This is a genomic window from Variovorax sp. GW458-11-26-14-LB1, from assembly GCF_059423965.1.
This window is the reverse complement of the sequence record NZ_JBWKYW010000077.1, coordinates 1-20,376: the sequence shown is the minus strand read 5'-3', so window position 1 is coordinate 20,376 and position 20,376 is coordinate 1. Positions and strand designations below refer to the sequence as shown.

The following is a 20,376-nucleotide window of genomic DNA, read 5'->3' as shown; positions in this document are numbered from 1 at the left end:
TGGCATGACGCGCGTGCTTCACTGGGTCGCGCTGCAAGCCAGACAGTCGCTTGCGCGCCGTATGCAAGGCGCGCTCGCCATCGGTAAAAACGCCGCCATGCCCCGGGATCACTTGGTGCGGCGACAACTTCTCAATCAAATCGAGCGTAGCCGCAATGTCTCCGAACGAGGGTTCGCCCATCAGTTCCGGAAAAGCGATGCCAAACCCGTTCTCCCAAAGCGCATCCGCTGAAATCAGGGTCCGCGACACCGGGTCGAACAGGATCACCGAGTGCGGATCGTGGCCCGGAGCCCCATGCACCTGCCACGCACTGTCTCCCAGCAGGCATTCAGTGCCAGGCTCGAGCAGTCCGGTGAAGCCAAAACGTGGGCAACTCTGCCCCGTCGCAAGAAAACTCAGACTCTGCGCATCCCATCGCTCGACCAGCGCAGCCTCCCCAGGCGGAATGTCCGTCCGCAGCGATGGATAACGCAGCTGCAACGCCGCGTTCCCCCCGCAGTGATCGCTGTGCAGATGTGTGTTTAGCACCCGATCGAGTGGACGTTTGCCCAACACCGACTCCACCAAGGCCAGCGTCTGATCGGCATGCGTGGCATAGCCGGTGTCGACCAGCGCCGTTTCCTCGGCTCCGACGAAGAGGATGTTGTTCGAAGACAGCCAGCCCCGCTCGAACACGATGACATTCGCCGGCAGCCCGGCGCTGGCTTCCCCGTGGCGCCCCACGCGCTCAGGCACCGGCGCTGGTGCGCAACTCGCGCCGCAGGATCTTCCCCACGTTGGTCTTGGGCAGCGACTCGCGGAACTCGATGTGCTTCGGCCGTTTGTAGCCGGTGAGCTGTCCGTTGCAGTACTGGAGCACGGCGTCTTCCGTCAGCGTCGGATCCTTGCGGACCACGAAAACCTTGATGGCTTCGCCCTGTTTCTCGTCCGGCACACCCACGGCCGCGCATTCGACGACGCCGGGGCACAGCGAGATCACGTTCTCCAACTCGTTGGGGAACACGTTGAAACCGCTCACGAGGATCATGTCCTTCTTGCGGTCGACGATCCGGCTGTAGCCGTCTTCCTGCATCACGGCGATGTCGCCGGTGCGCATGAAGCCGTCGGCCGTGAAGGCTGCGGCCGTCTCGGCGGGCTGGTTGTAATAGCCGGTCATCACGTTCGGCCCCTTGATGCACAGCTCGCCCGCCTGGCCGATCGGCAGCGATTGGCCTTCATCGTCCTTGATTGCGATCTCAATGCTCGGCAACGGCAGGCCGATGGTGCCCGTGAACTTCGTGTTCGACACCGGGTTGTTGGTGCCGATCGCGCAGGTCTCGCTCATGCCCCAGCCTTCGATCATCGGGCAGCCGGTGGCTTCGAACCACTTGCGCGCCGTGCCTTCGGAGGCAGCCATGCCGCCGGCCTGCGAGACGAACAGCGTCGAAAAGTCGACCGTCTTGAACTCCGGGTGCATCAGCAGCGCATTGAACAGGGTGTTCACCGCCGGCAGCATGTGGAAGGGCCGCTTCTTCAACACCGCGACGAACTTGTTGAAGTCGCGCGGGTTCGGAATCAGCGTCATGTGCGAGCCCTGGCGGATCACCAGCAGGCACAGGGTCAGCGCGAAGATGTGATACAGCGGCAGCGCGGCGATGCTGTTGACCTTCGCCAGGTCGCCGGCCCGCGCCAGCGCAGGCGTGAACCAGGCCTCGGCCTGCAGCGTGGCGGCCACGATGTTGCGGTGGGTCAGTACCGCGCCCTTCGACAGGCCGGTGGTGCCACCCGTGTACTGCAGGAAGGCGATCGAATCGAGCGTGCTCTGATCGGGCCCGAGCGTGCGCCCGCGGCCTTCGGCAATCGCCTGCTTGAACGGCGTGACCGTGCGGCCGTCGCTCAACGGCAGCTTGTAGGGCGGCACCATCTTGGCCAGGTGGCGCACGGCCACCGTGATCCAGGCGCCGTACAGCCCGCCGAGCAGGTCGCCCATCGCGGTCATCACCACGTGCTTGACCGGCGTGCGCTCGATCACCTGTTCGAGCGTGGCGGCAAAGTTCTCGAGGATGACGATGGCGGTGGCGCCGGAGTCCTTGAGCTGGTGCTCCAACTCGCGCGCCGTGTACAGCGGATTGACGTTGACGCAGGTGTAGCCCGCGCGCAGCACGGCACACATCGTGACCGCGAACTGCGGCACGTTGGGCAGCATGATCGCCACCCGCGCACCGGGCGCGAGGCCCTGCGATTGCAGCCAGGCACCCATCGCCTTGGAGAGCGTGTCGAGCTCGCCGTACGACATCCACCGCTCCATGCAGACCGAGAACGGCCGATCCTTGTAGCGGCCGAAGGCCTCGTCGAACATGTGAGGCAGGGAGCGGTACTGCTCCGGATGAATCTCGTGCGGCACGCCGGCCGGGTAGTTCTGTCGCGCGGATGTCTGCATGCAAGCTCCTTTGGCGCGGATTGTGGGAGCCAATGCCTCCCAGCCGCCAGCGGGCTTGTCCTAGGGGCGCATGCCCGGTGTCGCGCAGGCGATAGCCGCCGTGCGCGCCCGGGTCACAGCGATGCGATCAGGCGTTGCCGGATTCGCCCGGCAGCAGCACGCCGGCCGGGATGTCGGGCTGCACCTCGAGCGCGCGGTACAGCGGCGTGAAGTCCGGGGCCGTGAGATCGAAGAGCTGCGCGAAGTTCTCGATCACGAAGTAGTTGGCCTGGTAGGTGTCGATCTTGTATTGCGTGCGCATGGTGCGCAGCAGGTCGAGCGGGAGGCGGTGCGGCTCGGGGCTGCGCACCGCGTGCTGCAGCTCGCCGACCGAGCTCAGGATGCCGGCGCCGTAGGCGCGCAGGCCCTCGGGCTGGCGGATCAGGCCGAACTCGACCGTGTACCAGTACAGCCGCGCCAGCTTCTCGCCGGCGCCCAGCTCGTGCGCCTTGATGCCGCCCTGGCCGTAGCGCTGCACGTAGTCGGCGAAGGTCGGGTCGAACAGCATCGGCACGTGGCCGAACAGGTCGTGGAACACGTCGGGCTCGACGATGTAGTCGAACTCTTCGGGCTTGCGGATCCAGTCGGTCACCGGGAACTTGCGGTTCGCCAGCAGCGTGAAGAAGGGCAGCTCGGGAATCAGCCCCGGCACCGCGACGATCTCCCAGCCGGTGGCGCGGTGCAGGCGCTCGTTGAGTTCCTCGAAGCGCGGGATGCGGTCCTTCACGCCGAGCAGCGGCAGCGACTTGATGAAAGCATCGCAGGCCAGGCCCGTCAGCTGCGCGGCCTGGCGTTCGTACAGCCGCTTGTAGGTGTCGTGGTCGGCCGCCGTGTAGCTGGCCCAGTCCTGCGGGCAGGTGTAGTCGGCTTGCACCGAACCGCCGCGCGAGTAGTCGCCGCGCGGCGGGCGATCGGAGGCGCCATAGACGGCGGGAGTGACAACGGCGGCGGGGGAATCCATGGGGCGTTCGGTTTCTCGGGTTACTTGAGCCAGCGGTCCATCACGCGCTGGAAGTCGCCGCCGGCTTGCTGCAGGTGCAGCCATTGGTCGACATACGATTTGAAAGCCACGTCGTCGCGCGGCAGCATCCAGGCCATCTCGCCGTACTGCAGCGGCTTGTCGGGGTTCACGGCGCACAGCCCGGGCTTGAGCTTCTGCTGCGTGATGGCCTCGGCCGATTCGGTGACGAACACGTCGGCGCGGTTGGCCAGGATCTCGTCGAAGATCGTGACGTTCTCGCCGTGCAGCGTGAGCCTGGCCTGCTTGAAGTTGGTACGGGCGAAGCGTTCGTTGCTGCCGCCCGGGTTGAAGATCACGCGGGTCGACGGCTGGTCGATGGCCGCCACGCTCTGGTACTTGGCCACGTCGGCGCAGCGCGCGATGGGCGTCTTGCCGTTGACCATGTAGGGCGCGCTGAAGAAGGCACGCTTCTGGCGGTCGGTGGTCACCGACACGCCGCCCACGGCGATGTCGCACTTGCCCGCGGCCAGGTCGGGCAGCAGGTTGGCCCACGTCGTCTTGACCCATTCGGGCTTGGCGCCGAGGCTGGCGCTGAAGCCGGCCATCAGGTCGACGTCGATGCCTTCGAACGAGGCGTCGGCCTTCTGGAAGCTGAAGGGCCGGTAGTCGCCCGGCGTGCAGATGCGCAGCACCGCCGCCTTCTGCACCGTGTCCAGGTGCGAGGCGCCCGGGCCGGCCGCGGTCGGCGCCGAGGCGCAGCCCGCGAGCACGACCGCAGCGGCGGCTGCCGCGACAAAGGAAGTGACGACAGTCGAAGAAGACGCGTGGCGCATGCCGGGCTCCAGGGCAGTGGTGAAGCGCCTTATTTTGCGGCGCTCAGCACGCCACGGCGCATCTGGTCGAGCTCGATGCTCTCGAACAGCGCCTTGAAGTTGCCGTTGCCGAAGCCGTCGTCGCCCTTGCGCTGGATGAACTCGAAGAAGATCGGGCCCAGCTGGTTCTCGCTGAAGATCTGCAGCAGCAGCGCGTCCTTCTTGCCGTCGATCAGGATCTTGCGGCTCTTCAGCTCGGCCACGCTTTCGCCGTGCTCGGGAATGCGCTTGTCGATCAGCTCGTAGTAGGTGTCGATGGTGTCCAGCAGCGTCACGCCGTTGGCGCGCAGCGCGTCGACGCTCTCGTACAGGTTGTCCGAGCCCATGGCGATGTGCTGGATGCCCTCGCCCTTGTACATGTCCAGGTACTCCTGGATCTGGCCGGCCTGTTCCTTGCCCTCTTCGTTGATCGGGATGCGGATCTTGCCGCAGGGGCTGGTCATGGCCTTGCTCTTCACGCCCGTCACCTGGCCCTCGATGTCGAAGTACTTCACTTCGCGGAAGTTGAAGAGCTTCTCGTAGAAATTGGCCCACACGTCCATGCGGCCGCGGTACACGTTGTGCGTCAGGTGGTCGATGTAGGTCAGGCCGTTGCCCTTGCGCGCCAGCGCGTCCTGCGACGACACGCCCGGCAGCGCCTCGAAGTCCACGTCGTAGAAGCCGATGTTGCCGATGTCGCCCGGCTGCGCGCCGTTCTTGCCCGGCCAGCGGTCCACCAGGTAGATCAGGCTGTCGCCGATGCCTTTGATGGCGGGGATGTTCAGCTCGCCCGGGCCGGCCTTGTCGGCGAAGCCCCAGGCGCCCAGCGCGGTGGCGCGCTCGTAGGCCTGCTTGGCGTCCTGCACGCGGAAGGCGATGGCGCACACGCTCGGGCCGTGCTCGCGCGCGAAACGCTGGGCGAACGAATCGGGCTCGGCGTTCAGGATGAAGTTGATCGTGCCCTGGCGGTACAGCAGCACGTTCTTGTGGCGGTGCTTGGCGATGGCCACGAAGCCCATGCGCTCGAACACCTTGCCCATCGCGACCGGATCGGGTGCCGCGTACTCGATGAATTCGAAGCCGTCGGTGCCCATCGGGTTCTCCCAGGGCGTGAAGGCGGGGGCGTCGGCGTGGCTCATGGGTGCTGTCTCCGAAAAGTGGGGAAGTTGTGCAGAAAAGAAAACAAAGGCCCGGATTCGGGCCGTGCTGCACTGTAGGGCGGAAGGCGTTCAGGTTTTCTGCGTTTCTGGGCGCCCTGGGTGGCCATGACGCAGTAAAACTGCAAAAATGACGAAATGGAAGCACTCGACAAGATAGATCGGCTCATTTTGCGCATGCTGCAAGCAGACGGCCGCGCCACCTACGACCAGATCGCGGAGCAGGTCAGCCTGTCGCCCAGCGCCGTGCTGCGGCGGGTCAAGCGGCTCGAGGAGCACAAGGTCATCGACCGCTACGTGGCGCTGGTCCAACCCGAGGCGGTCGGCCTGGGCCTCACGGCCTACCTGAACGTGCGGCTCGAAAAGCACACCGAAACCCACAAGCGCAACCCCATGGACCTGTTCCGCGCCAGCGTGCAGACCTGGCCCGAGGTGGTCGAGTGCGCGGCCCTCACCGGCGACATGGACTACCTGCTGCGCGTCGTGGTGGCCGATATGGCGCACTACAGCCGCTTCATCATGGACACCCTGCTGAAGCACCCCAGCGTCGAAGACTGCAAGACCAGCTTCGTGCTCGATCGTGTCAAAGCCACAACATCTGTACCCGTTTAACCACAAATTGGTTGCGGAAACACCACGGACTCTGGTATCGAGTCACGAATGCGTCCTGAAAGTGTCCTTGCGGGCTTGGTGATTAAGGGAAAACCCTTACATTGGAGCCATGCTTACCGCCAAGACCCTCCTCAAAGCGTCTCTCGGCCTCGGCTCTTTCCTGAAGGCGCCGATGGTTGAGGCGCAACCGCGCGCCGTCAGCGCGCCCCCACCCGTCATGGTGCCGATCCGCTCGATCGGCCCGCGCGAGCGCGAACGCATCGCGCGCCACCTGCTGGACCTGACGCCGCACGACCGCTATCTGCGCTTCGGCTATGCCGCGGCCGACGAGCAGGTCCTGCGCTATGTCGAAGGCCTGGACTTCGACCGTGACGAACTGTTCGGCATCTACAACCGCCGCCTCGACCTGATCGCGATGGCGCACGTGGCCTACGCGCCCGGCGACCAGCACAGCGACTGCGCCGAATTCGGCGTGTCCGTGTCGTCGCACGCCCGCGGCCGCGGTTATGGTGCGCGCCTGTTCGAACGCGCCGTGGTCGCCGCGCGCAACGAAGGCGTGGGCATGCTCTTCATCCATGCGCTGAGCGAAAACGCCGCCATGCTCAAGATCGCCCGCAACGCCGGCGCCACCGTGGTGCGCAGCGGCTCCGAGTCGGAAGCGCACCTGCAGCTGCCCACCGCCACCTTCGACAGCCGCATGAGCGAGATCGCGCTGGAGCATTACGCCGCCGTCGATTTCGCGCTCAAGAGCCGCGCCAAGCAGTTCTGGGCCTTCCTGGCGAGCCTGCAGGAAGTGCGCAGCGGCATGCGCGACGCGCGCAGCAAATCTGCACCTTGAGCGGGCAAGGCCGGCCTATGCCGGCCGGACGGTAGAGCCTGTCATGCGCAATCCGTTATCCTTGTCTCTCTTCAACTCCGCCCTCCCGCAGTGGCCGACCCTCACCCTGAACGCGCTCCCGTTGAACGGGAAGACAAGCGTGGCTTTCTCCAGAAGCTCGCCGAATTCATCCACCCCGGCCCCGATTCGCGCGACGAGCTGATCGAAACCCTCGCCGATGCCGAGGACAACGAGGTGATCGGCGCCGAATCGCGCGTGATGCTCGAAGGCGTGCTGCGCATGGCCGACATGACGGCCGGTGACGTGATGGTCGCGGCGCCGCGCATGGACCTCGTGGACATCGACGCGCCCTTCGACGCGCTGCTGCACGCCGTGATCCAGACCGCGCACTCGCGCTTTCCGGTCTACGAGGGCGAAAAAGAAAACATCATCGGCATCCTGCTCGCGAAGGACCTGCTCAAGCTGCAGCGCGCGCCGGGCCTGAACATCCGCGCCTTGCTGCGTCCGGCCACCTTCGTGCCCGAGAGCAAGGGCCTGAACGACCTGCTGCGCGAGTTCCGCGGCAACCGCAACCACCTGGCCATCGTCATCGACGAGTTCGGCCGCGTGGCCGGCCTCATCACCATCGAAGACGTGCTCGAGCAGATCGTCGGCGAGATCGAGGACGAGTTCGACATCGCCGAAGACGAGGGCGACATCTTCGGCCTGGCCGACCACACCTACCGCGTCTCGGGCGACACGCCCATCGAGCGCGTGGCGGAGGCCTTCGGCATCGTCTTCAATGAAGAACAGCTGAGCGAAGACTTCGACACCATCGGCGGACTCATCGCGCACGAGATGGGCCACGTGCCCAAGCGCGGCGAGCACCACGCCATCGGCGGCTTCGACTTCGTCGTGCTGCACACCAAGGGCGGCGCGGTGCGCTGGTTCCGGGTGTCGCCGGCGCGCGGCGGCGACGCGGCCGACTGATGCCGGCGCCCGCAGCAGCGGCCCCGGCCCGCGTCTCGCCCACCTCTCCCCCTTCCTCCGCCGCCTCCGGGCTGCTTCGCCTGCTCGGCTTCGGTCTGGCGGGCGTGGCGCAAGCCCTGTCCATCGCCTGGCCCGGTGACGGCCGTCCGCTGTGGTGGCTGCAGCTGCTGTCGCTGGCGGGGCTGGTCTGGCTGCTCGACGGCCTGCGCGCCCAAGGCGCGGGCTGGCGCCGCGCCGGCCTGCACGGCTGGGTGTTCGCGACCGCCTGGCTCACCGGCAGCTTCTGGTGGCTCTTCATCTCGATGCACACCTACGGCGGGCTGCCGGCGCCGCTGGCGGTGATCGCCGTGCTCGCGCTGGCGGCGGCGCTCGGGCTCTACTACGCCGTGGCCTGTGCCTGGTTCGTGGTGCGCGGGCCGACGGGGCGCGTCGCCGGCGCCTTCGTGTTCGCGGCGCTGTGGACGCTGGCCGAGCTCGTGCGCGGCAGCTGGTTCACCGGCTTTCCCTGGGGCGCGGGCGGCTACGCCCATGTCGACGGCCCGCTGGCCGCGCTGGCGCCGTGGGTCGGCGTGTACGGCATCGGCGCCGCGGCGGCCCTGGCCGTGGCGCTGGTCGCGCGACGCCTGCCGCTGCGCGGCGTGGTGCCGACGGCGCTGGCCGTGGTGCTGCTCGCCGCGGTCTTCGTGCTGCCGAACCTCGTCTCGCCGCTGCCTGCCGATGCGCGCGGCGCGAAGGGCACTGCCGGCACGCTGCAGGTCGCACTGCTGCAGGGCAACATCCCGCAGGACGAGAAATTCATTCCGGGCGGTGGCATCGAAACCGCCTTGCGCTGGTACGCCGAACAGCTGCGCGACGCCAAGGCCCAGCTCGTGGTCACGCCCGAAACGGCGCTGCCGCTGCTGCCGCGCCAGCTGCCCGCCGGCTACCTCGACAGCATCCAGGAACGCTACGGCCAGCCGGGCTCGCAGCAGGCCGCCATCGTCGGCCTGCCGCTCGGCGACGGGCCGGGCACCTACCGCAACGCCGTGCTCGGCTTCATGCCCGGTGGCGCGGCGCAGCCCTACGCCTACAGCAAGCACCACCTCGTGCCTTTCGGCGAATTCATTCCGCCGGGCTTTCGCTGGTTCATCCGCATGATGAGCATCCCGCTCGGCGATTTCGAGCGCGGCGGGCTGGCGCAGGCGCCTTTCGTCTGGCAGGGCCAGCGCATCGCGCCCAACATCTGCTACGAAGATTTGTTCGGCGACGAGATCGGCGCGAACTTCCGCGACGAGGCCACGGCGCCGACCATCCTGCTCAACGTCAGCAACATCGCCTGGTTCGGCGACTCGGTCGCCATCGACCAGCACCTGGCCATCTCGCGCATGCGCGCGCTCGAGTTCGCGCGGCCGATGGTGCGGTCCACCAACACCGGCGCCACCGTGGTGATCGACGCCGCGGGCCGCGTCACGCACCAGCTGCCGCGCCTCACGCGCGGCGTGCTCGAAGCGCCGGTCGAAGGCCGGCGCGGGCTCACGCCCTTCGCGCGCTGGGTCGCACCGTTCGGCCTGTGGCCGCTGTGGATCGCGGCGCTGGCGATCGTCGTGCTGGGCGCGGTCTTCTTCCGGCCCGGGCGCACCCGGGGCTGAGGCGCACCGGCGGATGCGCATTCGACGTCATCGTCCATGAAGCACCATCACCGCCCCAAGCCCGCCGCGCCATCCGTTGTCGATGGCACAGGCGACCTTCGCGCCAGGGGCTCGGTGCTCGAAGTCTTTCTCGCCTTCCTGAAGCTGGGCCTGACCTCTTTCGGCGGGCCGGTGGCGCACCTGGGCTACTTCCGCACGGAGTTCGTGGAGCGCCGCAAGTGGCTCGACGACAAGCGCTATTCCGACCTCGTGGCGCTGTGCCAGTTCCTCCCCGGGCCCGCGAGCAGCCAGGTCGGCATCGCGCTGGGGCTCGGCCGCGCGGGCTGGGGCGGGGCGCTGGCGGCGTGGCTCGGGTTCACGCTGCCGTCCGCCGTGGCGCTCATCCTCTTTGCGGCCGGCGTCACGCACTGGGCGGGCCTGGCGCAATCGGGCGCGGTGCACGGGCTGAAGGTCGTCGCGGTGGCCGTCGTGGCGCAGGCGGTGTGGGGCATGGCGAAGTCGCTGTGCCCCGACCGGCTGCGCGCGGGCGTGGCCATCGTCGCGGCGCTGCTGGTGCTCGCTGTGCCTTCGGCCATGGGGCAGATCGCCGCCATCGTCGCCGGGGGCGTCGTCGGCCGATGGGCGCTGCCGCCCGGCCACCTGCCCGCCGCGCAGCACCGCGACCACGGCGTGAGCAAGGCGACCGGTGCCGCGCTGCTGGGCCTGTTCGCCGCGCTGCTCGTCGCACTGCCGATGCTGGCCGCGGCGACGCAGTGGCCACCGCTGTCCGTCATCGCATCCTTCTACCGGTCGGGCGCGCTGGTGTTCGGCGGCGGCCATGTCGTGCTGCCCTTGCTGCAGGCAAGCGTGGTGCCGACAGGCCTGGTCTCGAACGACGTGTTCCTGGCGGGTTACGGCGCAGCGCAGGCCGTGCCGGGGCCCTTGTTCACCTTCGCGGCCTTCCTCGGCGCCGCGATGCCGGGGCCGTTCGGCGGATGGGTGGGTGGCTTGGCGCTGCTGCTGGCCATCTTCCTGCCGGCCTTCCTGCTGGTGGTGGGGGCGCTGCCGTTTTGGGAGACGCTGCGCCAACGCGATGCGGTCCAGCGCGCGATGGCGGGCGTCAACGCGGCGGTCGTCGGCGTGCTGCTCGCCGCGCTCTACGACCCGGTGTGGACGAGCGCCATCCACTCGAAGGCCGATTTCGGGCTGGCGCTGGCGGCGTTCGGCTTGCTCGTCTACGCGCGAATGTCGCCGGTGTGGGTCGTCGGGCTGGCGGCGGTGGCGGGCTGGCTGCTGGCCCTCTAAGGCCGGCGCATGACCGCATGCCATGCCGGCATGCAGCGGCATGGCATGCGGGCATGGTTCATGTATCTTCCTCGCCGCCTCGAGAAATCATCCTCAAACCAAGGAGCCCGTATGTACTTTTCTACCCATTTCCGTGCCTTTGCGGCCGGTGCCGCACTGCTCGCGGCCAGCGCGCTCGCGCAGGCCCAGCAGGCGCTGCCCAACGTGGTGATCCTGGCGACCGGCGGCACCATCGCCGGCGCCGGCGCGTCGGCCGTCAACAGCGCCACCTACGCGGCCGCCAAGGTCGGCGTCGAGAAGCTGATCGCCGGCCTGCCCGAGCTGGCCAAGGTCGCCAACGTGCGCGGCGAGCAGGTGTTCCAGGTCGCATCGGAAAGCCTCACCAACGACAACCTGATGACGCTGGCCAAGCGCGTCTCGGCACTGTCCAAGCAGTCGGACGTCGACGGCATCGTGATCACCCACGGCACCGACACGCTGGAAGAAACCGCCTACTTCCTGACGCTGACCGTACACACCAACAAGCCGATCGTGGTGGTCGGCTCGATGCGCCCGGGCACGGCCCTGTCGGCCGACGGCGCGCTCAACCTGTACGACGCCGTGAACGTGGCGGGCAGCAAGGACGCGATGGGCAAGGGCGTGCTGGTGACGATGGGAGACAACATCGACACCGGCCGCGACGTGAGCAAGAACGTCAACATCAAGACCAGCGCGTTCTCCAGCCAGTGGGGTCCGCTGGGCATGATCGTCGAGGGCAAGAACTACTGGTTCCGCGCGCCGGTGAAGCGCCACACCACGAACTCGGAGTTCAACATCGACACCATCACCGCGCTGCCGCCGGTCGAGATCGCGATGGGCTACGAAGGCGTGTCGTCGGTGGCCATCGACGCGATCGCCAAGAGCGGCGCCAAGGCGCTGATCCACGGCGGCACGGGCAACGGCTCGGTGGCCGACCGCATCGTGCCGAACCTGCAGAAGGCGCGCACCGATGGCGTGATCGTCATCCGCAGCTCGCGCGTGCCCGACGGCTTCGTGATCCGCAATGCCGAGCAGCCCGACGACAAGTACGACTGGGTGGTGGCGCACGACCTGCGCCCGCAGAAGGCGCGCATCCTGGCGATGGTGGCCTTGACCAAGACCAACAACACCAAAGAACTGCAACGCATCTTCTGGGAGTACTGATCCCAGGTCAGCGCGCGGTGCGGCGCTTGCGGTGCCGCGCGTATTCCAGGCTGCTCACGCACACCAGCAGCCAGCCCAGGCCGGTCAGCAGGCCGGCCGCGACATCGCTCGCGAAGTGCACCTGCAGGAAGACCCGGCTGCAGGCGATGGTGACGATGGCCGCCACCGCGGCCATGGCGGCCGGCACATGCCAGCGCGCCGGCAGCAGCCGCAGCGCCAGGTACAGCAGCATCCCGTAGCTCACGATCGCGCCCGCGCTGTGGCCGCTGGGAAAGCTGAAGCTCGTTTCCAGCGCCAGCCCGTGGTCATGCACCGGCCGGGCCCGCGCAAAGATGTGCTTGAGCGCGGGGTTCAGCACCACGATGCCGCCGAGCGCGGTCACCCAGCCCAGCGCCAGGCCGCGGTGTGCGTGGCGCCACAGCAGCAGCGCGACCAGCCCGCACACGGGCGCGAGCAGCTGCGCGTCGCCCAGGTGCGTGAGCCAGCTGAAGCTCACGAGCGCGCCCCACGGCACATGGGCGGCGATGGCGTCGGCCAGCGCCTGGTCGGCGCGGCCCATGGTGCGGCCGTCGCCGAGGTGCGAGGCGATCCATGCAACCAGAAAAGCCGCCGCGAGGATCAGCACGAAGCCCAGTCCAAGTCCGAACGCCAGGCGCGATTCGTCAGGCTCGCCGGTGTCGGGCAGCGGATGGCGCTGCTGCAGCATCCGGCAGGCGAGGCCGGCGCCGAGCACCGACACGGTCAGCGCGAGCGCGAACCAGGCCAGGGCGTGTTCGCCCAACTGTTGTGCAAGAAGAACCAAGGGGGCTGAAGAAGAAAGAAGGAGGGTGTCCGCAGGAGGCATGCGGCGCAACCCTAAGGGGCCGTCGCGCGGCTGGCAAGCGGAAGCCGCAATAGGTCGACGCGCGTGAAGGCTTTGTCTGCCGCCGAATGGTCCCAGCGCTCGACCACGCACACGCGCTGCGCGCCGTCGCCGGGCGCCTCCGCGCGCAGCACGTTCACCGAGTTCGGCGCGTCCCAGCGCACGCGCGTCGACACGGCGGTGCCGGCCTGCACCGCCCAGGCCGTGGGCGGGCAGCCCGGAAAGCGCTCGTCCAGCGGGCGCACGAAAGGCAGGTGGATGTGGCCGCCGACGATCAGGTCGGCGCCCGCCGCCGTCCAGCGCGCCACCGCCGCCGCGCGCCCGTGCAGTCGGTTCTGCCGGTCTTCGGGCCGCGTCACCAGCACCGGCTGGTGCGTCACGACCACGCGCACCTGCCGGGGCGAAGCCTGTGCCAGCCGCGCCGCCACGCGCTCGACCTGAGCGGGCGACACCTCGCCGTCCTCGTGCCGGTACCAGCGCGTCGTGTTGACCGTGACCACCAGCCAGTCGTCGCAGACGAACACCGGCTCCAGGTCGGGGCCGAAGGCCTCGGTGTAGCGGCCGTAGGGCGAGAAGACGCGCGCCGCCAGCTGGAACAGCGGGATGTCGTGGTTGCCCGGAATCGCCACCACCGGCGCCGCCAGCCGGTCGGCGAAGGCGCGCGCCGCCGCGAACTGGCGGCGCGTGGCGCGCTGCGTGATGTCGCCCGACAGCAGCACCGCCTGCGGCGCCAGCGCGTGCGCCAGGCGTTCGAGCGCCTGCAGCACCTCGGGCTGCTCGGTGCCGAAGTGCGGGTCGGACACTTGCAGCAGGCAGCTCATGGCCGTGCCGCCTCCAGCTCGGGCGCGCTGTCGGGCCGCACCAGCCACAGCGGGTCGGGCGCCACGCGGAACAGCAAGGGCATGTCGACCCAGTCGATCTCGCCGTCGGTGGCGATCTTCACGCGGCGCGGCGTGCGCAGCCGGCCGGCCTTCACCGTCATCGACTCGAAGGGGAAGCTCAGCACCTCGTCGGCATCGCCCAGCCGGCCGAGCGCGCCGCGCACCAGCAGCCCGGGCATCGCCAGCAGGCCGACCGGCTTGAGCGCCACCGCGGTCAGCCGGCCCTGCTCAGGCGCTTCGGCGTGGTCGACGCCCGCCTGCATCAGCTGCAACGGGTTGTTGCCCACGAACAGCGTGGGCGTGCGGATGTCGCGCTCGTGGCCGTGCGAAGCGATGCGCAACTGCCAGTGGCGATGGCGCCCGCGCAGCACCGTCAGCAGGCCCGAATAGAAGGCGATCCAGCGGTGGCGGCCGAAGCGTGCCTTGTGGCTTTCGCGTTCTTCCAGCAGGTCGGCATACAGGCCCATGCTGGCATTCACCAGGAACACGCGGTCGTTCACCAGCCCCACCTGCACCGCGCGGGGCTGTTGCGTGAGCAGCACCTGCAGCGCCTGCGCCGTGTCGCGCGGGATGCCGTGGGTGCGGCTGAAATAGTTGAAGGTACCCTGCGGCAGCACGCCGAAGGGGCAGCCGCTGCCCAGCGTGGCCTGGGCCACGGCGTTGATGGTGCCGTCGCCGCCCGCGGCCACCACGACGCCGCCCACGGCCCGGGCGCGCTCGACCGCCTCGCGCGCCAGCGCCTGCACGCGGCCGGGGCCGTCCACGAGGAACACGCGGTGCCGGCGGCCGTCCGCGGCAAAGGCGTCGTCGATGACCTGCCGGGCCTGCGCGGCGTCTTCGCTGCCGGAGCCGGCGTTGAGCACGATGAAAAACGGGGTGTCGGGGCCGATGTGGGGCGGTGCCATGCAGTGAGAGAGGGGGAAAGCGCAGGAAAGTGCCGAAAGCGGCGGGAAACGCAAAAAAGCGTGCGGGGCCGGGCTTTGTCCCACAGCCGCGCGGGCTGTCGCGGCAGCCGGCATCCCGAGCGGCTGTGGGAGAGATGCCCTCCCGCGAACGTAAAATCGTCGCCTTTCGCGGCGTGTGCCGCGCCACCGTCCCGTCCAATGTCCGGCCCCCGACGCCGGCCAGCTTCATGTTGACCTTCCAGCAAATCATTCTCAAACTGCAGTCGTACTGGGCCGACAAGGGCTGTGCGCTGCTGCAACCGTACGACATGGAAGTGGGCGCGGGCACCTCGCACACCGCCACCTTCCTGCGCGCGCTCGGCCCCGAGCCGTGGAAGGCCGCCTACGTGCAGCCCAGCCGCCGCCCCAAGGACGGCCGCTACGGCGAGAACCCCAACCGCCTGCAGCACTACTACCAGTACCAGGTCGTGCTCAAGCCCGCGCCCAGCAACATCCTGGAGCTCTACCTCGGCAGCCTGGAAGCCCTGGGCTTCGACCTGAAGAAGAACGACATCCGCTTCGTGGAAGACGACTGGGAGAACCCCACGCTCGGCGCCTGGGGCCTGGGCTGGGAGGTCTGGCTCAACGGCATGGAGGTGACGCAGTTCACCTACTTCCAGCAGGTCGGCGGCATCGACTGCAAGCCCATCACCGGCGAGATCACCTACGGCCTCGAACGCCTGGCCATGTACCTGCAGGGCGTGGACAACGTCTACAACCTGACCTGGACCGACGGCCTGAGCTACGGCGACGTCTACAAGCAGAACGAGGTCGAGCAGTCGACCTACAACTTCGAGCACAGCGACGCCGAGTTCCTCTTCACCGCCTTCAATGCGCACGAAAAGCAGGCCAAGCACCTCATGACCGAGCAGCTCGCGCTGCCGGCCTACGAGCAGGTGCTCAAGGCCGCCCACAGCTTCAACCTGCTGGACGCGCGCGGCGCGATCAGCGTGACCGAGCGCGCGGCCTACATCGGCCGCATCCGCAACCTCGCGCGCAGCGTGGCGCAGAGCTACTACGACAGCCGCGAACGCCTGGGCTTCCCGATGGCCCCGCGCGAATGGGTCGCGCAGATGCCCCCGAAGAAAGCCGCCTGAGCGATGACGACCCCCATGAACAACAAGAACTCCCTGCTGGTTGAACTGTTTGTCGAAGAGCTGCCGCCCAAGGCGCTGAAGAAGCTCGGCGAGGCGTTCGCGGGCGTGCTGCGCGACCAGCTTGTGGCCCAAGGCCTGGCCGAAGCCGGCTCGGTGCTCACGCCCTACGCGTCGCCGCGCCGCCTGGCCGCCCACCTCACGCACGTGGCCGAGCGCGCCGCCGACAAGGCCGTGTCGCAAAAGCTCATGCCTGTGGCCGTGGGGCTCGATGCCTCGGGCCAACCGACGCCCGCGCTGCTCAAGCGCCTGGCCGCGCTCGGCGCCGACGCCTCGGCCGTGCCCGGCCTCAAGCGCGCCATGGACGGCAAGGCCGAAGCCCTGTTCTACGAAAGCACCGCCAAGGGCGCCACGCTGGCCGAAGGCCTGCAGAAGGCGCTGGCCGAAGCCATCGCCAAGCTGCCGATCCCGAAGGTCATGAGCTACCAGCTCGAAAGCGGCTGCGAACTGCCCGGCTGGAGCAGCGTGAGCTTCGTGCGCCCCGCGCACGGTCTGGTGGCGCTGCATGCCGACACCGTGGTGCCCATCGAGGCGCTGGGCCTGAAAGCCGGCCGCGAGACGCACGGCCACCGCTTCGAGGCGGCGGTCGACCCCGTGGTGCTGCGCGATGCCAACAGCTACGCCCTGCAGCTGCAGGACGACGGCGCCGTCATCGCCAGCTTTGAAGCGCGCCGCGCCGAAATCGCACGCCAGCTCGCGGCCGCCGCTGTGACGGTGGGCGGCGGCTCCGTGCCGATCCACGACGACGCGCTGCTCGACGAAGTCACGGCGCTGGTCGAGCGCCCCAACGTGCTGGTCTGCAGCTTCGAGCGCGAGTTCCTCGAAGTGCCGCAGGAGTGCCTCATCCTCACGATGAAGGCCAACCAGAAGTACTTCCCGCTGCTCGACGCGCAAGCCAAGCTCACCAACAAGTTCCTCGTCGTGAGCAACATCAGCCCCGACGACGCGAGCGCCGTGACCGGCGGCAACGAGCGCGTGGTGCGCCCGCGCCTGGCCGACGCCAAGTTCTTCTTCGACCAGGACCGCAAGAAATCGCTGGCCTCGCGCGTCGAATCGCTGGGCAAGGTGGTCTATCACAACAAGCTCGGCACGCAGGGCGAACGCGTGCAGCGCGTGATGCACATCGCGCGCGGCATTGCCGAGAAGCTCGGCGACGCGACGCTCGCCGCGCAAGCCACCCAGGCCGCCCAACTGGCCAAGGCCGACCTCGTGACCGACATGGTCGGCGAGTTCCCCGAGCTGCAGGGCACCATGGGCCGCTACTACGCGCTGCACGACGGCCTCGACGCCTCTGTGGCCGACGCCATCGAAGACCACTACAAGCCGCGCTTCGCCGGCGACGAACTGCCGCGCAACAGCGTGGGCCTCGTGGTCGCGCTGGCCGACAAGCTCGAGACGCTGGTCGGCATGTTCGGCATCGGCAACCTGCCCACCGGCGACCGCGACCCGTTCGCGCTGCGCCGCCACGCGCTGGGCGTGATCCGCATGCTGATCGAGAAAGACCTCGCGCTGGGGCTCGACGCCCTGCTGCAGGACGCCGCCGCGCAGTTCGGCGCCATCGACGGCTTCGACAGCAGCAAGGCCACCGTCGAGCTGCGCGACTTCATCCTCGACCGCCTCGCCGGCAGCCTGCGCGAGCAGGGCGCCAGCGCCCAGGAAGTCGACGCCGTGCTGGCCCCGCTGCCGCAGCGCCTGGGCGAAGTGCCCAAGCTGCTGGCGGCCGTGCGCGCCTTTGCCGCACTGCCCGCCGCCGCCGCACTGGCCGCCGCCAACAAGCGCATCGGCAACATCCTGAAGAAGGCGCCCGAGGCCGACGCGCATGTCAGCGAACTGCTGCTGCAGGAGCCCGCCGAGAAGGCGCTGCACGCCGCCATGGCGCAGGTCGTGCCCGCTGCCAACGCCCAGTTCGACGCGGGCGACTACACCGGCTCGCTGCAGACGCTGGCCGCGCTGCGCGAACCGGTCGATGCGTTCTTCACGGACGTGATGGTCAATGCCGAGCAGGCCGACCTGCGGCTGAACCGCCTGGGCCTGCTGATGTCGCTGCACAGCGCGATGAACCGCGTGGCGCAGCTCGAGCGGCTGGCTGTCTGACCCCGTGCCCCATCCCTCCACCAGGAGCGGTTCCGCCATGAAGCTCGTCATCCTCGACCGCAACGGCACGATCAACGTGCACCGCGAAGATTTCGTCAAGAGCGACATCGAGTGGACGCCGCTGCCCGGTGCGCTCGAGGCCGTGGCGCGGCTCAACCATGCGGGCTGGCATGTGGTGGTCGCGTCCAACCAGTCGGGCCTGGGCCGCGGGCTGTTCGACATGGCCTCGCTCAACGCCATGCACGCCAAGATGCACAAGATGCTCGCGGCCGTGGGCGGCAAGGTGGATGCGGTGTTCTATTGCCCGCACAGCCCCGACGAAGGCTGCGACTGCCGCAAGCCCAAGGAGGGGCTGTTCCTTCAGATCGGCGACCGCTTCGGCATCGACCTGAAGGGCGTGCCCACCGCGGGCGACAGCCTGCGCGACCTGCAGGCCGGCGCCGCTGCCGGCTGCGAACCGCACCTCCTGCTCACGGGCATGGGCGCGGCGTGCCGCGGGGTTCACCCGCTGCCTCCCGAATATCCGGCGGACACGAGGGTGCATGAAGACCTCGCCGCCTTTGTCGACTTTTTGCTCGCGCGCGAAGCGCGGGCTGCACTGCAGGTGGCTGTCTGATGGCGTTTATCCGTTCCGTTCTCCACGCCCTGTGGATGCTTGTCACCGTGGTGCCCTGGGGCATCATCATGTGCGTCAGCTCGCTCTGGAAGCGCGGCATTCCGCTGTACTGGATGGCCGAGCAATGGCTCAGCTGGGCCATCGGTGGCGCGCGCGTGCTGCTGGGCATCAAGACCCGCGTGACCGGCATGGAAAACCTGCCGACCGACCAACTCGCCGGCGCGGTGCTGCTGGTGAAGCACCAGTCCACGCTCGAGACTTTCCTCATGCCCACGCTGATGCCGCATCCGCTGGCCTTCGTTTTCAAGAAGGAACTGATCTACGTGCCGTTTTTCGGCTGGGCGATGGCGCGGCTGGACATGATCCACATCGACCGGAGCCAGCGCGCGCAGGCGTTCAACAAGGTGGTGAACCAGGGCCGCAAGCTGCTCGCGCAGGGCATCTGGATCATCATGTTCCCCGAAGGCACGCGCATTCCGCGTGGCCAGAAGGGCACCTACAAGAGCGGCGGCACGCGCCTGGCCTGCGAAACCGGCGTGCCCGTGATCCCGATCGCAGTCACCTCGGCCAAGGTCTGGCCGCGCAAGGCTTTCATCAAGCGCCCTGGCGTGGTCGACGTGTCGATCGGCCCGGCGATCTCGAGCGTGGGCCGCAAGCCCGACGAGCTGATGCGCGAAGTCGAAGCCTGGATCGAGGCCGAGATGCGCCGCCTCGACCCCGAGGCCTACAGCGACAGCCCGGCGCAGCCGCAGCAGACGTTGCCGCGCGAAGCGGGCTGACGCGCCAACCTCAGACCCGGGCCCGACATGCGGGGAATGCTGCAGTTCACGATGGACCTCTTCGAGGGGCTGGGGAGCACGCCGGCGCCTGCTGCTGCGCCGCCGCGGCGGCCGCGGAAGAAGGCGCCAGCGCCTGTGCCGCCTGCTGCTCCCGCGCCGGTGGTGGCTGTCGCGCCTTCACCTGTCGGACCCGTTGATCCGCGTCCTGCGGTGCCGTTGGCTGACACACTGACGCTGGCGAATTTCACACATCCGCAGGCCACGCGCGAAGTGGTGCTGGGGTCGGCGCGCGTGGCCTACGAATTCAAGCGGGGGCAGCGCAAGACCATCGGTTTTCTTGTGGGTGCCGAAGGTTTGTCGGTGCGTGCGCCGCGGTGGGTCACGCTGCGCGATGTCGATGCGGCGGTGCGTGAGAAGGCCGACTGGATTCTGCGCAAGCTGGCGGAGACGCAGCAGCGCAATGCGCGTGTTGAGGCGACGCGGATTGCTTGGGAAGATGGGGCGGAGTTTCCTTTTCTTGGCGAGCTGGTGGTGATTCGGCTCGATCCGAAGCACGGGTTTGCCAGTGTGGGCGGGACGCTCGATCCTGCTGTCGAAGGCGGTGGCCCGCGGACGCTGCGGCTGGCGGTGGCGCAGAACGCTGCGCCTTCGCAGATTCGGGATGCGGCGCAGGCCTGGTTGATGCGGCAGGCTCGCAAGCTGTTCATCGAACGGCTGGATCACTTTGCGCCGCTGCTGGGGGTGTCATGGCAGAAGCTGTCGCTCTCCAATGCGGCTACGCGGTGGGGGAGTGCGAGTGCGGATGGGTCGATTCGGTTGAACTGGCGGTTGATTCACTTTCGCTTGCCGGTGATCGACTACGTTGTTGCGCATGAGTTGGCGCATCTGCGGGTGATGGATCACTCGCATCGGTTTTGGGAGACCGTTGAAAGCGTGGTGCCTGACTATGGGGTGCTTAGGCAGCAGTTGAAGGATGAGGCTGTGCCTCGGTGGGGCTGACTGTGTTCCTTTGCTTCCCGGGGCCGGGTCTCGCCCCGGCGGGCGACTCACTTTCTTTTGCTTCGCCAAAAGAAAGTAAGCAAAGAAAAGGCGACCCCACTGTCTG

19 protein-coding genes are annotated in these 20,376 nt (G+C 68.3%); 11 read left to right on the top strand and 8 right to left on the bottom strand.

The window, feature by feature from the left end; genetic code table 11:
- From AC07YS_RS30500 to hppD, 5 genes are all read right to left on the bottom strand, one after another.
- On the bottom strand, positions 1-736 hold a 736-nt coding region (locus AC07YS_RS30500; protein ID WP_495270112.1), incomplete at its 3' end, for an MBL fold metallo-hydrolase.
- Positions 729-2,420, bottom strand: coding sequence for an AMP-binding protein (locus tag AC07YS_RS30495; protein WP_307697145.1), 1,692 nt, complete (start codon positions 2,418-2,420; stop codon positions 729-731). The genes AC07YS_RS30495 and AC07YS_RS30500, both read right to left, overlap by 8 nt.
- Positions 2,421-2,547: 127 nt before the next feature.
- On the bottom strand, positions 2,548-3,420 hold the full coding sequence (gene phhA, locus AC07YS_RS30490; protein WP_070062950.1) for a phenylalanine 4-monooxygenase: 873 nt from the start codon (positions 3,418-3,420) through the stop codon (positions 2,548-2,550).
- A gap of 20 nt (positions 3,421-3,440) precedes the next feature.
- A complete protein-coding gene (locus tag AC07YS_RS30485; RefSeq protein ID WP_495270113.1) occupies positions 3,441-4,253 on the bottom strand; it encodes a transporter substrate-binding domain-containing protein in 813 nt (270 codons plus the stop codon).
- 29 nt (positions 4,254-4,282) lie between these two features.
- Positions 4,283-5,410, bottom strand: a complete 1,128-nt coding sequence (gene hppD, locus AC07YS_RS30480) for a 4-hydroxyphenylpyruvate dioxygenase (RefSeq protein ID WP_495270114.1) — start codon at positions 5,408-5,410, stop codon at positions 4,283-4,285.
- A gap of 156 nt (positions 5,411-5,566) precedes the next feature.
- Here hppD and AC07YS_RS30475 point away from each other — a divergent pair, with 156 nt between their 5' ends.
- The 6 genes from AC07YS_RS30475 to AC07YS_RS30450 all read left to right on the top strand — a co-directional run bounded on the left by AC07YS_RS30475 (position 5,567) and on the right by AC07YS_RS30450 (position 11,941).
- Positions 5,567-6,040, top strand: a complete 474-nt coding sequence (locus tag AC07YS_RS30475; protein WP_062482247.1) for an Lrp/AsnC family transcriptional regulator — start codon at positions 5,567-5,569, stop codon at positions 6,038-6,040.
- 109 nt (positions 6,041-6,149) lie between these two features.
- A complete protein-coding gene (locus tag AC07YS_RS30470) occupies positions 6,150-6,878 on the top strand; it encodes a GNAT family N-acetyltransferase (RefSeq protein WP_062482250.1) in 729 nt (242 codons plus the stop codon).
- Positions 6,879-6,968: 90 nt separating this feature from the next.
- Complete coding sequence (locus AC07YS_RS30465) at positions 6,969-7,847, top strand: CorC family transporter (RefSeq protein WP_495263199.1); 879 nt, start codon at positions 6,969-6,971, stop codon at positions 7,845-7,847.
- Positions 7,847-9,475, top strand: a complete 1,629-nt coding sequence (gene lnt, locus AC07YS_RS30460) for an apolipoprotein N-acyltransferase (RefSeq protein ID WP_495270115.1) — start codon at positions 7,847-7,849, stop codon at positions 9,473-9,475. Before AC07YS_RS30465 ends, lnt begins: the two co-directional genes overlap by 1 nt.
- 36 nt (positions 9,476-9,511) lie before the next feature.
- Positions 9,512-10,759, top strand: coding sequence for a chromate efflux transporter (chrA, locus tag AC07YS_RS30455; protein ID WP_495270116.1), 1,248 nt, complete (start codon positions 9,512-9,514; stop codon positions 10,757-10,759).
- A 111-nt stretch (positions 10,760-10,870) separates the two neighbouring features.
- Positions 10,871-11,941, top strand: coding sequence for an asparaginase (locus AC07YS_RS30450; RefSeq protein ID WP_062481776.1), 1,071 nt, complete (start codon positions 10,871-10,873; stop codon positions 11,939-11,941).
- 7 nt (positions 11,942-11,948) lie between these two features.
- Here AC07YS_RS30450 and AC07YS_RS30445 read toward each other — a convergent pair whose 3' ends face one another.
- The 3 genes from AC07YS_RS30445 to AC07YS_RS30435 all read right to left on the bottom strand — a co-directional run bounded on the left by AC07YS_RS30445 (position 11,949) and on the right by AC07YS_RS30435 (position 14,589).
- Positions 11,949-12,722: a phosphatase PAP2 family protein gene (locus AC07YS_RS30445; RefSeq protein WP_495270117.1), complete on the bottom strand. Its 774-nt coding sequence runs from the start codon at positions 12,720-12,722 to the stop codon at positions 11,949-11,951.
- A 74-nt stretch (positions 12,723-12,796) separates the two neighbouring features.
- The gene (locus AC07YS_RS30440) at positions 12,797-13,624 is read right to left on the bottom strand and encodes a metallophosphoesterase family protein (RefSeq protein ID WP_495270118.1); all 828 of its coding nucleotides are present in this window, start codon (positions 13,622-13,624) and stop codon (positions 12,797-12,799) included.
- On the bottom strand, positions 13,621-14,589 hold the full coding sequence (locus AC07YS_RS30435; RefSeq protein WP_487850645.1) for a diacylglycerol/lipid kinase family protein: 969 nt from the start codon (positions 14,587-14,589) through the stop codon (positions 13,621-13,623). Before AC07YS_RS30435 ends, AC07YS_RS30440 begins: the two co-directional genes overlap by 4 nt.
- Positions 14,590-14,816: 227 nt before the next feature.
- On the opposite strand from AC07YS_RS30435, the gene glyQ reads away from it, so the two are divergent.
- The 5 genes from glyQ to AC07YS_RS30410 are packed head-to-tail and all read left to right on the top strand — an operon-like array spanning position 14,817 to position 20,270.
- Complete coding sequence (gene glyQ, locus AC07YS_RS30430; RefSeq protein WP_056577308.1) at positions 14,817-15,725, top strand: glycine--tRNA ligase subunit alpha; 909 nt, start codon at positions 14,817-14,819, stop codon at positions 15,723-15,725.
- A gap of 15 nt (positions 15,726-15,740) precedes the next feature.
- On the top strand, positions 15,741-17,876 hold the full coding sequence (gene glyS / locus AC07YS_RS30425; RefSeq protein ID WP_495270119.1) for a glycine--tRNA ligase subunit beta: 2,136 nt from the start codon (positions 15,741-15,743) through the stop codon (positions 17,874-17,876).
- Positions 17,877-17,913: 37 nt separating this feature from the next.
- A complete protein-coding gene (gmhB, locus tag AC07YS_RS30420; protein ID WP_070062939.1) occupies positions 17,914-18,492 on the top strand; it encodes a D-glycero-beta-D-manno-heptose 1,7-bisphosphate 7-phosphatase in 579 nt (192 codons plus the stop codon).
- Positions 18,492-19,271 carry a lysophospholipid acyltransferase family protein gene (locus AC07YS_RS30415; RefSeq protein ID WP_307590667.1) on the top strand — a complete coding sequence of 260 codons (780 nt, stop codon included), beginning with the start codon at positions 18,492-18,494 and terminating at the stop codon, positions 19,269-19,271. Before gmhB ends, AC07YS_RS30415 begins: the two co-directional genes overlap by 1 nt.
- A gap of 27 nt (positions 19,272-19,298) precedes the next feature.
- Entirely contained in the window at positions 19,299-20,270 is a 972-nt protein-coding gene (locus tag AC07YS_RS30410; protein WP_307638745.1) for a M48 family metallopeptidase, read from the top strand.
- The last annotated feature ends 106 nt before the right edge of the window (positions 20,271-20,376 follow it).